We start from the raw sequence: 12,845 nt of genomic DNA, 5'->3' as shown, positions 1-12,845 counted from the left end.
GGCAAGGCCCAGCGTGACCGGTGCCGGTCGCGGTGACCGGCACGAGGAGCGCGAGGGAGGCACGGTGCAACTGCTGACCATCGGCGCGTTCGCCCGCGCGACCGGCCTGAGCGCCAAGGCGCTGCGCATCTACGACGACTGCGGGCTGCTGCCCCCTGCTGCTGTGGACCCGCACTCGGGCTACCGCTACTACGCGCCGGAGCAGGCGGACCGCGCACGGCTGATCGCCGGGCTGCGCCGGGCCGGGATGCCGCTGGCCGAGATCCGTACCGTCTGCGGCCTGCCGCCCGCTGCCGCCCGCTGCCGCCGCCGAGGCGCTCGACGCCTGGTGGCGGCGGGTCAGCGCGGACACCGCGGCGCGCGGCCGGGCCGTCGCGCTCCTCGTCGACAGGCTCAGCGAGAGGGGCACCACCATGTCCGAGACCACCTTCCGGTACGCGACGCGCTGCGAGACCGGCACGGTCCGCGACTCCAACGAGGACACCGCGTACGCGCTGCGGCCGTTGGAGCAGGCGGACGCGCCGGGGGCCGATCTGCTCGCCGCGCTTGCCGACGCGGTGAACCGGGCCGACCGGGCGGTACGCGCGCACGCCACCGACGCCGACCAGCCCGCCACCACGCTCACCGCGCTCGTGCGACGTGGCACCCGGCTCGCGCTGGTGCACGTCGGGGACAGCCGGGCGTACCTGCTGCGCGGCGGCGAGCTGTCCCGGCTCACCCAGGACCACACGTACGTGCAGACGCTCGTCGACCAGGGGCGGCTCACGCCGGCCGAGGCCCTGGCGCATCCGCAGCGGGCGTTGCTGGCCCGGGCGCTCGGCGCGGGCGCGGAGGTGGAGGCGGACCTGGCGCTGCGTACCGCGCTGCCCGGCGACCGCTACCTGCTCTGCTCCGACGGCCTCTCCGCGGTGGTGGACCCGGGCGCGCTGCACGCCGCGCTGGCCGAGGCGGACGATCCGGCGGCCGCTGTCGAGCGCCTGGTCGAGCAGGCGTACGCGGCCGGCGCGCCGGACAACATCGCCTGCGTGGTGGCCGACCTGGCGGCGTGATCCCCCGCGACCCGGGCCGGGATGTCCGGCCCGGGTCGTACCCTGGCGATCATGCGAATCGGCATCGTGATCCTGCCCGACCAGCGTTGGTCGGAAGCGCGTCGGCGGTGGGCCCAAGTGGACGAGTGGGGCTTCGACCACGCCTGGACCTACGACCACCTGGGCTGGCGTGACCTGGTCGACGGACCGTGGTTCGACTCGTGGACGACGCTCACCGCGGCGGCCGGCGTGACGTCCCGGGTGAAGCTCGGGACGCTCGTGGCGTCGCCGAACTTCCGGCACCCGGCGGCGTTCGCCAGGCAGGTGACCGCGCTCGACGACGTGTCGGACGGCCGGGTGCTGCTCGGCCTCGGCGCGGGCGGCATCGGCTTCGACTCGGCGGTGCTCGGCGGCGAGACGCTGCCGCCCCGGCAGCGCGTGGACCGGTTCGCCGAGTTCACCGAGCTGCTCGACCTGATTCTGCGGGAGGACGGCACGACCTGGCGCGGGGAATGGTTCACCGCCGTGGACGCGCGCAACAACCCGGGTTGCGTCCAGCAGCCCCGGGTGCCGTTCGTGATGGCCGCGAACGGTCCCCGCTCGATGCGGCTGGTCGCCCGGTTCGGGCAGGGCTGGGTCACCACCGGGCTCGGCGGCGACGACATCGAGGCGTGGTGGGGCACGGTGGCGGAGTTGTCGGACCGGATGACCCGGACGCTGGAGCAGGCCGGCCGTGACCCGGCGACGCTCGACCGCTACCTGTCGCTCGACTCCGCGCCGGTGTTCTCGCTCACCAGCGCCGACTTCCTCGCCGAGCAGGTGGCCCGGGCGGCCCGGCTGGGCTTCACCGACGTGGTGACGCACTGGCCCCGGGCCAGCAGCTGGTACGCGGGCGACGAGGCCGTGCTGGTGGAGGCGGCGGCGCTGCTGCCGGAGCTGCGCCGGGCCGGCTAGGTGCCGACGCTGCCCTCGGTGGAGACCAGCCGGAACCGGAGGCAGACGATCCGGGTGTCGTCGGTGACCGGGGTGCGCTGCCGGGCCCAGTAGGCGCCGTGGCCCTCGCGCCACTCCTCGATCGACCGGTCGCCCTCGCCCTCGGCGCGGGCGAAGTCCCATGGCACGTCGGCGAAGCGCACCACCTCGACGCCGGTGACCTCCACGACGCCGACGAGCGCGTCGTTGTCGTCGACCAGGACCAGTCGCTCGCCGACGTACTCCAGTTCCTCGTTCTCGTCGTCGTACTCCTGGACCAGCCCGGCGGTGGCGGTCTTCGCGCCGGAGAGGACGAGGGTGTTGAGCCGGGTACGCAGCTCGCCGGGCGTGCCGAGGGCGAGTGCGCGCAATCCACCGATGCGGGGCCACATGCCGCCGACGCTACGGCATGCTCCGCCACCGCCGACGGGCTCACGGCAGGTCGGCGCCGGTGAGCAGGGCGCGCAGCCTGAGCCGTGCGGCGACCTCGGGCGGGCAGGTCGCGACCAGTGCGGCGGCCCCGATCAGGCCGGCCCCGGCGTCCCGGACGACCCGGCGCAGCGCGTCCAGTTGCGCGCCGGTGTCGACCCAGTCGTCGACGAGCAGCACCCGGTCGCCGGGGTTCAGCCGCCGGCCGTCCACGCCGACCCGCAGCCGCCGTCCCCGGTAGTCGGGAGGCGTCTCGGCCCAGCGCGTCGGCCCGGCCCGGCGTCGCTCGCCGCCGTCCTTGTACGCGGGCAGGAAACCGGCTCCGGCGGCGACCGCCACCAGTGGGCCGAGCAGCAGCCCGGTCACCTCGGGGGCGATCACGACGGTCGGGCGGTCCTCGGGGAACAGCCCGGCCAGGGCCGGCCCGACCTGGGCGAGCACGTCGGGGTCACGCCACCAGCCGGAGATGTCGCTGACCAGGTGGGTGCTGCCCGGGCCGGGGTCGATCCACTCGAACAGCTCGACCAGGCGACGACTCAGCACGGTTTCCATCCTGGCGGATCGGTGGGCCGTTCGGCCGATCGACAGTGGCGTGATCGGCTACACGTACCAGGGTAAATGCGGGCATAGCACCATGATCACGTTGACTTCGGAAGTGCTTCTCTCGTTACGGTCCGGGCCGGTTTGTTCAGTTGACGAAAGGACCGGGCCGGTGGCTGCTAGGCACCTTCGTACCCGCAAGTTCTCCTCGCCCGCCGCCATCGCCGCGACCGCGGCGGTCGGCGTGGCGCTCGCGGTCGGCGGTACCGTCGGCGCCGTGCGGCTCACCTCCGCCGAGCCGCCCGCCGAGCCGGCCGTGGTCGAGACGCTGCCCAGCACGCCCGCCCCCACGTCGGCCGCCCCCTCGCCGAGCGTGTCCGCCTCGCCGAGCGCGAGCCTCAGCCCGTCGCCGAAGGCCACCCCGAGTCCGAAGGCGAGCCGCACCCAGGCGGCCTCCCGCAGCAAGGCCCGGACCGCCTCCCCGTCGCCGACGGCGAAGAAGACGAGCAGCCCGAAGGTCGTGGACAGTGGCTCCTGCGGCGCGTCCTTCTACGCCGAGGGCCAGATGACGGCGAACGGCGAGACGTTCAACCCGGACGCGCTCACCGCCGCGCACAAGACGCTGCCGTTCAACACCAGGGTCCGGGTGACCAACCCGGCAAACGGCAAGTCGGTGGTGGTGCGGATCAACGACCGTGGCCCGTTCATCGACGGCCGGTGCCTGGACCTGTCCCGCGCCGCGTTCGCGACCATCGCCGCCACCAGCCTCGGCCACGTCAACGTCCGGTACGAGGTGCTCGGCTGACCGGCCACTCGGGCAGAACTTCCATGACCGACGGGCCAGGTTCATTCTCCCGTTCACGTCCATCAGGCATGCTGTCCGATGTACGCACGCAACCCTTCCAGCCGGGCCGAGGCCCGCTGAGTCCCGGATCCCGCGCCGGTCTCGGCGCGGCCCTCGCGCTGCTCGCGATCGTGGCCGCCGTGGAGATGGCCGACGGCCGCCCGGCGCACTACCTCGCGCTGATGGTCGTCGCGCCGCTCCTCGCGGCGGCACTGGCGTCCTGGCGGGTGGTGCTCGCGGTCGGCGGCCTGGCCACCGCCATCGGGATCGGCTTCGCGGTCGCCGAACGGGGTAGCCCGCTGGTGACAGTGGTCAACGTGACAGCCGTCGGGGTGGCCACCGCTATCGCTGCTGCCACGGCGGCGATACGCCAGCGCCAGGCGGACCGGATCGCGGAGTTGTCCCGGCTCGCCTCGGTCGCCCAGCAGGCGGTGCTGCGACCGCTCGGCCCGCAGGTCGGCACGCTCGCGGTGGCCGCCCGGTACATCTCCTCCACCGCGACGGCCGAGATCGGCGGCGACCTGTACGAGGTGATGGACACCCCGTACGGCGTCCGCATGATCATCGGTGACGTACGGGGCAAGGGACTGGACGCGGTCCGCCTGGCCAGCATCGTGCTCGGCTCCTACCGGCACGTCGCGTACGAGCGGGCCGACCTGCGCGCCGTGGTGACCGACCTGGATCGCGCGGTGGCCCGCAACGTCGGCGACGAGGACTTCGTCACCGCCGCACTGATCGAGGAGCGCGGCGGCACGCTCACCATCGTCAACTGCGGGCACCCCTCGCCGTTGCTGCTGCGCCGGGGTGCGGTGATCCCGCTGGAGCCGCCCGCGCCCGCGCCCCCGCTCGGCTTCATGCCCGTGGTCCGGCCCCGGGTGGAGCGGCTGGAACCGGGCGACCGGCTGCTGCTGTTCACCGACGGGCTGGGCGAGGCGCGCCGGGACGGCGAGTTCTTCCCCACCGCCGACCGGGCCTGGCGGCTGCTCGGCCACGGCACCGTCGCGGACGGGCTGGCCTCGCTGGAGACCGCCCTGGTCGAGTGGGTGCACGGCCGGCTCGACGACGACATCGCGCTGGTCCTGATGGAGTACGTCGGGCCGCGCAGCACCACCGCCACCCCGGTTCCGAGCTGGGAGGTCGGCGCCGCCGACTGATGAACGGGAAGTGTGTAATCGCTGTCACTTCCGAGATCGGCTTGTCGTTGCCTACCGGTGAGTAATACAGTCTGGAGTTACTGATCGGTAACACCTGTCCGGGAAGCGGGGCCAGCGAGCATGACCCACTACAAGAGCAACGTGCGGGACCTCGAGTTCAACCTGTTCGAGGTCTTCGGGGCGGACCGGACGTTCGGCCAGGCGCCGTACACGGACCTGGACGTCGACACCGCCCGTAGCTTCCTCTCCGAGGTCGACCGCCTCGCCCGCGAGGACCTGGCCGCCAGCTACTCGGACAGCGACCGCAACCCGCCGGTCTTCGACCCGGCGACGTTCACGGCGCCGCTGCCGGAGTCGTTCAAGAAGTCGTACAAGGCGTTCATGGACTCCGAGTTCTGGCGCCTGGACCTGCCGGAGACCCTGGGCGGCACCAACGCCCCGCGCGCCCTCTGGTGGTCGCTCGCCGAGCTGGTGCTCGGCGCCAACGCCCCGATCTGGATGTACGCCTCCGGCCCGTCCTTCGCGCACGTGCTGCACGTCGAGGGCACCGAGGAGCAGAAGAAGTGGGCCCGGCTGTTCATCGAGAAGCAGTGGGGCTCGACCATGGTCCTCACCGAGCCGGACGCCGGCTCCGACGTGGGCGCCGGCCGTACCCGGGCGATCCAGCAGCCGGACGGCTCGTGGCACATCGAGGGCGTGAAGCGCTTCATCACCTCCGGTGAGCACGACCTGAGCGACAACATCGTCCACTACGTGCTGGCCCGTCCGGTCGGCGTCGAGGGCGTCGGCGGTCCGGGCACCAAGGGCCTGTCGCTGTTCGTCGTGCCGAAGTACCACTTCGACGCCGAGACCGGCGAGCTGGGCGAGCGCAACGGCGTCTACGCGACGAACGTCGAGCACAAGATGGGCCTGAAGGTCTCGAACACCTGCGAGGTGACCTTCGGCGAGCACGGCGTACCGGCCAAGGGCTGGCTGCTGGGCGAGAAGCACGACGGCATCCGCCAGATGTTCATGATCATCGAGTACGCCCGGATGATGGTCGGCACCAAGGCGATCGCCACGCTCTCCACCGGCTACCTCAACGCCCTGGAGTACGCCAAGAACCGGGTGCAGGGTGCCGACCTCGTCCAGATGACCGACAAGACCGCCCCGCGGGTGACCATCACCCACCACCCGGACGTGCGCCGCTCGCTGCTGCTGCAGAAGTCGTACGCCGAGGGCCTGCGCGCGCTGGTCTGCTACACCGCGAGCTGGCAGGACAAGGTCGCGATCGCCGAGGCGGCCGGTGACGAGAAGGCCACCAAGCTGGCGAAGCGCGTCAACGACCTGCTCCTGCCGCTGGTCAAGGGCGTCGGTTCGGAGCGGGCGTACGAGCTGCTCGGCCACGAGTCGCTCCAGACCTACGGCGGTTCCGGCTTCCTCCAGGACTACCCGCTGGAGCAGTACGTCCGGGACGCCAAGATCGACACCCTGTACGAGGGCACCACCGCGATCCAGAGCCTCGACCTGATCTTCCGGAAGATCGTCCGGGACAACGGCAAGGCCCTGATGGCGGTCGCCGCCGAGATCCAGGAGCACATCGCCTCCGAGGCCGGCAACGGCCAGCTCAAGGAGGAGCGTCAGGCGCTCGGCAAGGCGCTCGCCGAGATCCAGAACATCCTCGGCGTGATGACCGGCTGGCTGGGCGAGGCCCAGGGCGGCGACACCCGCGCGCTCTACAAGGTCGGCCTGAGCAGCCGCCGGTTCCTGCTGGCGATCGGCGACCTGGTGGTCGGCTGGCTGCTCCAGAAGCAGGCGGACGTGGCTCTGAAGGCGCTGGCCGGCGAGGTCTCCGCGGCCGACAAGTCCTTCTACACCGGCAAGGTCGCCGCGGCCCGGTTCTTCGCCCGCGAGGTGCTGCCCCGCATCGGCGCCGACCGCCGGATCATCGAGGGCACCGACCTGGAGATCATGGACCTCCCGGAGGAGGCTTTCTGAGCCCGTCCGGGGGCTTTCACCCCTGACACGTCACTCTCCCCCTCATGACGACGGCCGGCGGGCACCAGCCCGCCGGCCGTCGTCGTGCGTGCGCCCGGGCGGATAGGCGGCCCGGTGGCGGGTAACCGTCGCGGACCACGACCGGAGTACGCCCAAGGCCATCGCACGGGGGAGTGCAGCGCACATGGGCATTGGTAGCGCCATCTTTCTCATCGCGCTCGGCGCGATCATGACCTTCGCCATCCGGGCCAACGTCTGGTGGATCGACCTGCGCGCGGTCGGCTGGGTGTTCATCCTGGCCGGGCTGGGCGTTCTGCTGACCACGCTGTGGTTCTGGCAGGACCGCCGCAAGCGGGCCCGCACGCTCATCGTGGAGGAGAACCGGCTCTCGCATCCGACAGCGATGATGCCGCCGCCGCCCGACCCGCCGCCGCCGACCGCGCCGCCGTCCTGACGCCGCGTCTCAGCGGCCGATCCGGTCCAGTTCGGCGAGGTCGTCGCCGGAGAGGGCCAGCCCGGCACCGGCGACGTTCTCGCGCAGGTGCGCGACGGACTTGGTGCCGGGGATCAGCAGGATGTTCGGCGAGCGCCGCAGCAGCCAGGCCAGGGCGACGCCCATCGGCGTCGCCCCCAGGCGTTTCGCCACCGCCGACAACGCCGAGGACTGCAACGGCGTGAACCCGCCGAGCGGGAAGAACGGCACGTAGGCGACGCCCTGCCGGGCCAACTCGTCGATCAGGTCGTCGTCGCCGCGGTGGGCCAGGTTGTACCGGTTCTGCACGCAGACGATCGGCGCGATCGTCTGCGCCTCGGCGACCTGCTCGGGCGTCACGTTGCTCAGGCCGAGGTGGCGGATCAGGCCCTCCTGCCGGAGCGCGACGAGCGTCTCCAGCGCCTCGGCGAGAGACCCGGGCTGCGGCCCCGTGGCGTCGCCGAGTCGCAGGTTGACCAGGCCGAGCGCGTCCACGCCTAGCGTCTCCAGGTTCTCCCGGACCTGCCGGCGCAGGCTCTGCGGATCCCGGGCCGTGGGCCAGCCGCCCTGCTCGTCCCGGTCCGCGCCGACCTTCGTGACGACGTGCAGCGACTCCGGGTACGGGTGCAGCGCCTCCCGGATCAGCCGGTTGGTGACGTACGGCCCGTACGCCGCGCTGGTGTCGATGTGGGTGATGCCGAGTGCGACCGCCTCGCGCAGCACCGCCAGGGCGCCGTCATGGTCGGCCGGTGGTCCCATGACCCAGGGGCCGGCGAGTTGCATCGCGCCGTAGCCGAACCGGGTGACGGTCAGGTCGCCCAGCGTCCAGGTGCCGCCGGGAAGGGTGGTGCGGGCCATGCGTGTACCTCTTGGCTCTCGTCGTCCGTTACGCGACGCCGCCGGGTCGCGGCGCCGACCTCCACTATCGGGGTGTAACTTTCTGCTGGGAAGTAGGCACCTAAAAGTGCGTAGCTCACCGGACGGCAGGAGAGGGCGGCAGGAGCAGAGATGAGCAAGGCGGAGTACGACGCGTTCCTGGCCCAGTGCCCCAGCCGGCAACTACTGGACCGGATCGCCGACAAGTGGGTCACGCTGGTGCTGGCCGCGCTGCGCAGCGACGGCTCGCACCGGTTCGGTGCCGACTGCGCAGGTGTCCCTCGCCCGATGCGCTACTCGGAGCTGTCCCGCACGCTCGCCGGCGTCAGCCAGAAGATGCTCACCCAGACGCTGCGCGCCCTGGAACGCGACGGCCTGGTCACCCGCACCGTGGAGCCCACGGTGCCGGTCACAGTCACCTACGAGCTCACAGCGCTCGGGCTCTCGCTGCTCAAGACCATCCAGGGCCTGAAGGTCTGGGCGGAGGCGCACATGGACGACGTGTTCGCCAACCGGGAGGCCTACGACAGCCGGGTCTGAGTCGTACCGGTCAGGCGCGGGCGGTGTGGCGGGCGGTGAGCGGCGCGCCGCCGGGGGCCAGCTCGGCCCACCGGGTCGTCGGCCGGTGCACCACGAGATCGGTGGTACGCAGCCCGTCCGGGTCGGCCCGCTGCGGGTCGAGCAGCGCCGAGAGCAGCGAGACACCAGGGTTGTGCGCCACGAGCAGCACCGTGCCGGCCGTCGGCTCGACCGTCCGGACGAGGGCCAGCAACTGGTCCGGGTGCGCGTCGTACGCGGCCGCCTCGTACCGCACCGCCGGGCGCGAACCCGCCGGGCCGCCCTCCGGTGGCGAGCCGGTCATGCCCATCGCCACGTCGTGCCAGGTCTGCCGGGTGCGCCGGGCCGGCGAGCAGAGCACCACGTCGGGAAGCAGCCCTTGCCGGGCCAGCCAGGCGCCGGCCGCCGCCGCGTCGGCGTGGCCCCGCGCGGTGAGCGACCGCTCCGCGTCCGGGCCGTCCGCGGACTGCTCGGCTTTGGCGTGCCGCAGCAGAACCAGCGTCCGCTGCCCGTTCCTGCCGTCCGTCATACCGCCCAGCTTGCCTGATTGACGATCGAAGCGCCTGGGTATGTCGATGTGTGCCGCTACCTCATCCATGGCCGCGGCGGGCAGGAAACGCCAGCAGGACGCCAAGGAGGCGACGTCATGGGCATCGGTGCCAGCATCTTCCTCATCGCGCTCGGCGCGATCTTCGCGTTCGCCATCGACGCCGATCTGGGATGGCTGAACCTCAACGTGGTGGGCTGGGTGCTCATGCTCGCCGGCGTCGCCGGCCTGCTCACCACGCTCTACTTCTGGAACAGCCGCCGCCGGGTCGTGGCCGCCCCGGTCCGCGAGCAGGTGGTCGCCGAGCCGGTGGTGCCGGTGCGCGACGACCGCGTGGTGCGCGAGGAGTACCGCGAGGTGCGCCGCCCGGGCTCGGGCTACCCGGCCTGACCCCCGAGAACCCGAGGGCCCCGCAACGGTGCGGGGCCCTCGCGCATGTCCGGGGTCCGCTCGGTCAGGCGAACAGTGCGAAGTAGATCGCGATGTGGTGGCAGATCGCCGCGACGAGCGTGCAGGCGTGGAAGAACTCGTGGTGCCCGAAGACTGTGGGCCACGGATTCGGCCGACGCAGCGCGTAGAACACCGCGCCCACGCTGTAGATCGCGCCGCCCACGCTCAGCAGCACCAGCGCGGTGACGCCACCGGAGTGCAGGATCTGCGGCAGCATGGCCACCGCGACCCAGCCGAGCGCCAGGTAGAGCGGGGCGGAGACCCAGCGCGGCGCGTGCGGCCAGATCAGCTTCACCGCCACGCCCGCGATCGCGCCGCCCCAGACCAGGCTCAGCATGATCGTGGCCTGCCGGGTGTCCAGCAGCAGGGCGCAGAACGGTGTGTAGGTGCCGGCGATGAACACGAAAATCATCGAGTGGTCCATCCGGCGCATGATCTGGTAGCCGCGTTCGGTCCAGACCCGCCGGTGGTAGAGCGCGCTGGTGCCGAACAGCCCGCACACGGTGAAGCTGTAGATCAGGCAGCTCACCAGCGGCGCCCAGCCGGGACGGCCGGCGGCGATCGAACACAGCACGATGCCGCAGACGAGAGCGGCGAAGAACGCGTACGCGTGCAGCCAGCCGCGCATACGCGGCTTCCCGATGTCGGCCGGCCGGAGCCGGAACGGTGCGGAGGTCGTCACAGCAATAGGTTACGACGGCGTAGGTTACTTGCAAGTAGTGTGGACCGTCACCTCACTCGACGGGAGGATGACCGGATGCGGATCCGGCCGGTCGGGGCGTACGCCCTGCTCCTCGACTGTGACGACGCGGAGCAGGCGCAGGCGTGGCGGGCCGAACTGTGGCACCGGCGTGAAGCGGGCGAGCTGACCGCCGCCGAGATCGTCCCCGGCGCGGTCACCGTGCTGCTCGACGGCGTACCGGACCCGCAGGCAGCCGCCGCGCGGATCGCCGCCTGGCACCCCCGCACCGCCGCCTCCGGCGCGGCCACCACCGAGGTCCGGGTACCGGTCGTGTACGACGGCGAGGACATTCCGCTCGTCGCGGGCCACTGGAACGTCGACGTGCCCGCAGTCGTCGACCGGCTGCGGCGTACCGAGTTCCGGGTCGCGTTCTGCGGGTTCGCACCCGGGTTCGCGTACCTGACCGGGCTGCCGCCCGAGCTGGCGGTGCCCCGGCTCGCCACGCCGCGTACCCGCGTGCCGGCCGGCTCGGTCGCGCTGGCCGGCCCGTACGCGGGCATCTACCCCGCCGCGTCACCCGGTGGCTGGCTGCTCGTCGGCCGCACCGATCTGCCGCTGTTCGACGTGCACGCCGACCCACCGGCCCGGCTCACCCCCGGCACCCGCGTCCGCCTGGTCGACGCGTCGTGATCGAGGTGCTGCGGGCCGGGGCGCTCACCACGGTCCAGGACCAGGGCCGGCCCGGCTGGGCGCACCTCGGCGTACCCCGCTCCGGCGCGCTCGACCCGGCCGCCCTGCGCCTGGCCAACCGGCTCGTCGGCAACGACGAGCATGCGGCCGGGCTGGAGATCACCGTGACCGGCTGCACGCTGCGCTTCACCCGGGCCGTGGCGGTCGCCCTCACCGGCGCGCCGGCCGACGTGGTCGTCGAGTGGCGGGCCGGATCCGCACGGCGGCGCCCGGGGGACGTCGGACGGCCGCTCGCGCTGCCCGCCGGTGCGGTGCTGCGCGTCGGACCGGCCCGCGCCGGGGTGCGGACCTGGCTCGCGGTCAGCGGCGGGATCGCTGTCGAACCGGTGCTCGGCAGCCGCGCCACCGACACGCTCTCCGGCCTCGGACCGCCGCCGCTGCGCGACGGGGACCGGCTGCCGATCGGCACCCCGGCCGGCCCACCCGCACCGGTCGACCTCGCCGTCATCCGGCCGGTCCCGGACGAGCTGCGGCTCACGGTGCGCCCCGGCCCCCGGCAGGACTGGTTCACCCCGGAGGCGCTGGACGTGCTGTGCCGCACCCCGTACACGGTGAGCCCGGACAGCAACCGGGTCGGCGCCCGGCTCGCCGGCGCGGCAGTGACCCGCGCGGTCGCCGGCGAACTGCTCAGCGAGGGCCTGGTGCTCGGCGCGGTGCAGGTCCCGCCGGACGGCCGGCCGCTCGTCTTCCTTGCCGACCACCCCACCACAGGCGGGTACCCCGTCATCGGGGTGGTGGACGACGTGACCCCGCTCGCCCAGGCCCGGCCAGGCACTACGGTGACGTTCCATGGACCTCAACGCTGACCTGGGCGAGGGATTCGGAAGCTGGCGGCTGGGCGACGACCACGCGCTCCTCGACCTGATCAGCTCCGCGAACGTCGCCTGCGGCTTCCACGCCGGCGACGCGGCCACCATGCACCGGGTCTGCGGCGGCGCCGCCGAACGCGGCGTCGCGGTGGGCGCGCAGGTCGGCTACCGGGACCTCGCCGGCTTCGGCCGGCGGCACATCGCGTACGACTTCGCCGAGCTGCGCGACGAGACGATCTACCAGCTCGGGGCGCTCGACGCCTTCTGCCGGATGTACCGCACCCGGGTCCGCTACCTCAAACCGCACGGCGCGCTCTACCACGCGGCCGCCCGCGACGAGGGCCAGGCCGCCGCGCTGGTGGCGGCGATCAGCGGGTACGACCACGAGCTGCCGGTGCTCTGCCAGCCCGGCACCGTGCTGGCCCAGCTCGCTGCGGGCGCCGGGCTGCGGGTGGTGGCCGAGGGCTTCGCCGACCGCAACTACCTCCCGAACGGCACGCTGGTGCCGCGCAGCTCACCGGACGCGCTGGTGACCGACCCGGAGCAGGTGGCCGTCCGGGCGGTACGGATGGCCGTCGAGCGCACGCTGGTCGCCGTGGACGGGACGGTGATCCCCGCCCCGGTCGAGTCGATCTGCCTGCACGGGGACACGCCGGGCGCGGTGCGGTGCGCGGAGCTGGTACGGGCCGCGCTCATCGACGCGGGGGTCACGCTCACTCCGTTCGCGTGAAAGGAAGGGCCCCCTCTTAACGCCTCC

General features: G+C 72.8%; 15 protein-coding genes and 1 pseudogene. 11 read left to right on the top strand and 5 right to left on the bottom strand.

The window, feature by feature from the left end:
- Positions 1-64: 64 nt before the first annotated feature.
- Positions 65-1,049: pseudogene (locus tag FHX31_RS29470) on the top strand (MerR family transcriptional regulator).
- A gap of 21 nt (positions 1,050-1,070) precedes the next feature.
- On the top strand, positions 1,071-1,982 hold the full coding sequence (locus tag FHX31_RS29465) for an LLM class flavin-dependent oxidoreductase (RefSeq protein WP_013473385.1): 912 nt from the start codon (positions 1,071-1,073) through the stop codon (positions 1,980-1,982).
- Here the strand turns inward: FHX31_RS29465 and FHX31_RS29460 are convergent.
- Complete coding sequence (locus FHX31_RS29460) at positions 1,979-2,392, bottom strand: ASCH domain-containing protein (RefSeq protein ID WP_013473386.1); 414 nt, start codon at positions 2,390-2,392, stop codon at positions 1,979-1,981. The genes FHX31_RS29465 and FHX31_RS29460 overlap by 4 nt on opposite strands.
- A gap of 40 nt (positions 2,393-2,432) precedes the next feature.
- Positions 2,433-2,981, bottom strand: a complete 549-nt coding sequence (locus FHX31_RS29455) for a phosphoribosyltransferase (RefSeq protein ID WP_184977534.1) — start codon at positions 2,979-2,981, stop codon at positions 2,433-2,435.
- A gap of 160 nt (positions 2,982-3,141) precedes the next feature.
- Between FHX31_RS29455 and FHX31_RS29450 the strand changes: the two genes are divergently transcribed.
- The 4 genes from FHX31_RS29450 to FHX31_RS29435 all read left to right on the top strand — a co-directional run bounded on the left by FHX31_RS29450 (position 3,142) and on the right by FHX31_RS29435 (position 7,398).
- A complete protein-coding gene (locus FHX31_RS29450) occupies positions 3,142-3,774 on the top strand; it encodes a septal ring lytic transglycosylase RlpA family protein (protein WP_184977533.1) in 633 nt (210 codons plus the stop codon).
- A gap of 68 nt (positions 3,775-3,842) precedes the next feature.
- Positions 3,843-4,967 carry a PP2C family protein-serine/threonine phosphatase gene (locus tag FHX31_RS29445; protein WP_091330479.1) on the top strand — a complete coding sequence of 375 codons (1,125 nt, stop codon included), beginning with the start codon at positions 3,843-3,845 and terminating at the stop codon, positions 4,965-4,967.
- A gap of 120 nt (positions 4,968-5,087) precedes the next feature.
- The gene (locus FHX31_RS29440) at positions 5,088-6,944 is read left to right on the top strand and encodes an acyl-CoA dehydrogenase (protein ID WP_013473390.1); all 1,857 of its coding nucleotides are present in this window, start codon (positions 5,088-5,090) and stop codon (positions 6,942-6,944) included.
- Between the two features lie 184 nt (positions 6,945-7,128).
- The gene (locus tag FHX31_RS29435; RefSeq protein WP_013283345.1) at positions 7,129-7,398 is read left to right on the top strand and encodes a DUF6458 family protein; all 270 of its coding nucleotides are present in this window, start codon (positions 7,129-7,131) and stop codon (positions 7,396-7,398) included.
- 9 nt (positions 7,399-7,407) lie between these two features.
- Here the strand turns inward: FHX31_RS29435 and FHX31_RS29430 are convergent, their stop codons facing one another.
- On the bottom strand, positions 7,408-8,274 hold the full coding sequence (locus tag FHX31_RS29430; RefSeq protein ID WP_184977532.1) for an aldo/keto reductase family oxidoreductase: 867 nt from the start codon (positions 8,272-8,274) through the stop codon (positions 7,408-7,410).
- A 150-nt stretch (positions 8,275-8,424) separates the two neighbouring features.
- Here FHX31_RS29430 and FHX31_RS29425 point away from each other — a divergent pair, with 150 nt between their 5' ends.
- The gene (locus FHX31_RS29425) at positions 8,425-8,832 is read left to right on the top strand and encodes a winged helix-turn-helix transcriptional regulator (protein ID WP_013283347.1); all 408 of its coding nucleotides are present in this window, start codon (positions 8,425-8,427) and stop codon (positions 8,830-8,832) included.
- A gap of 10 nt (positions 8,833-8,842) precedes the next feature.
- On the opposite strand, the gene FHX31_RS29420 is transcribed toward FHX31_RS29425, so the two are convergent.
- Complete coding sequence (locus FHX31_RS29420; protein WP_013283348.1) at positions 8,843-9,379, bottom strand: SixA phosphatase family protein; 537 nt, start codon at positions 9,377-9,379, stop codon at positions 8,843-8,845.
- A 117-nt stretch (positions 9,380-9,496) separates the two neighbouring features.
- Between FHX31_RS29420 and FHX31_RS29415 the strand changes: the two genes are divergently transcribed.
- Positions 9,497-9,787, top strand: a complete 291-nt coding sequence (locus FHX31_RS29415; protein ID WP_013283349.1) for a DUF6458 family protein — start codon at positions 9,497-9,499, stop codon at positions 9,785-9,787.
- Positions 9,788-9,851: 64 nt separating this feature from the next.
- Here the strand turns inward: FHX31_RS29415 and trhA are convergent, their stop codons facing one another.
- Positions 9,852-10,529, bottom strand: a complete 678-nt coding sequence (gene trhA / locus FHX31_RS29410) for a PAQR family membrane homeostasis protein TrhA (protein WP_047894297.1) — start codon at positions 10,527-10,529, stop codon at positions 9,852-9,854.
- A 75-nt stretch (positions 10,530-10,604) separates the two neighbouring features.
- Here trhA and FHX31_RS29405 point away from each other — a divergent pair, with 75 nt between their 5' ends.
- The 3 genes from FHX31_RS29405 to FHX31_RS29395 are packed head-to-tail and all read left to right on the top strand — an operon-like array spanning position 10,605 to position 12,818.
- On the top strand, positions 10,605-11,219 hold the full coding sequence (locus FHX31_RS29405) for a 5-oxoprolinase subunit B family protein (RefSeq protein ID WP_047894296.1): 615 nt from the start codon (positions 10,605-10,607) through the stop codon (positions 11,217-11,219).
- Entirely contained in the window at positions 11,216-12,085 is an 870-nt protein-coding gene (locus FHX31_RS29400; protein ID WP_184977531.1) for a 5-oxoprolinase subunit C family protein, read from the top strand. Before FHX31_RS29405 ends, FHX31_RS29400 begins: the two co-directional genes overlap by 4 nt.
- Positions 12,069-12,818, top strand: a complete 750-nt coding sequence (locus FHX31_RS29395; protein ID WP_184977530.1) for a LamB/YcsF family protein — start codon at positions 12,069-12,071, stop codon at positions 12,816-12,818. Before FHX31_RS29400 ends, FHX31_RS29395 begins: the two co-directional genes overlap by 17 nt.
- Positions 12,819-12,845: the final 27 nt, after the last annotated feature.

This window comes from Micromonospora sp. CNZ286, assembly GCF_014207755.1.
The sequence above is the reverse complement of the archived record's forward strand: the minus strand, read 5'-3'. Positions and strand labels throughout refer to the sequence as shown.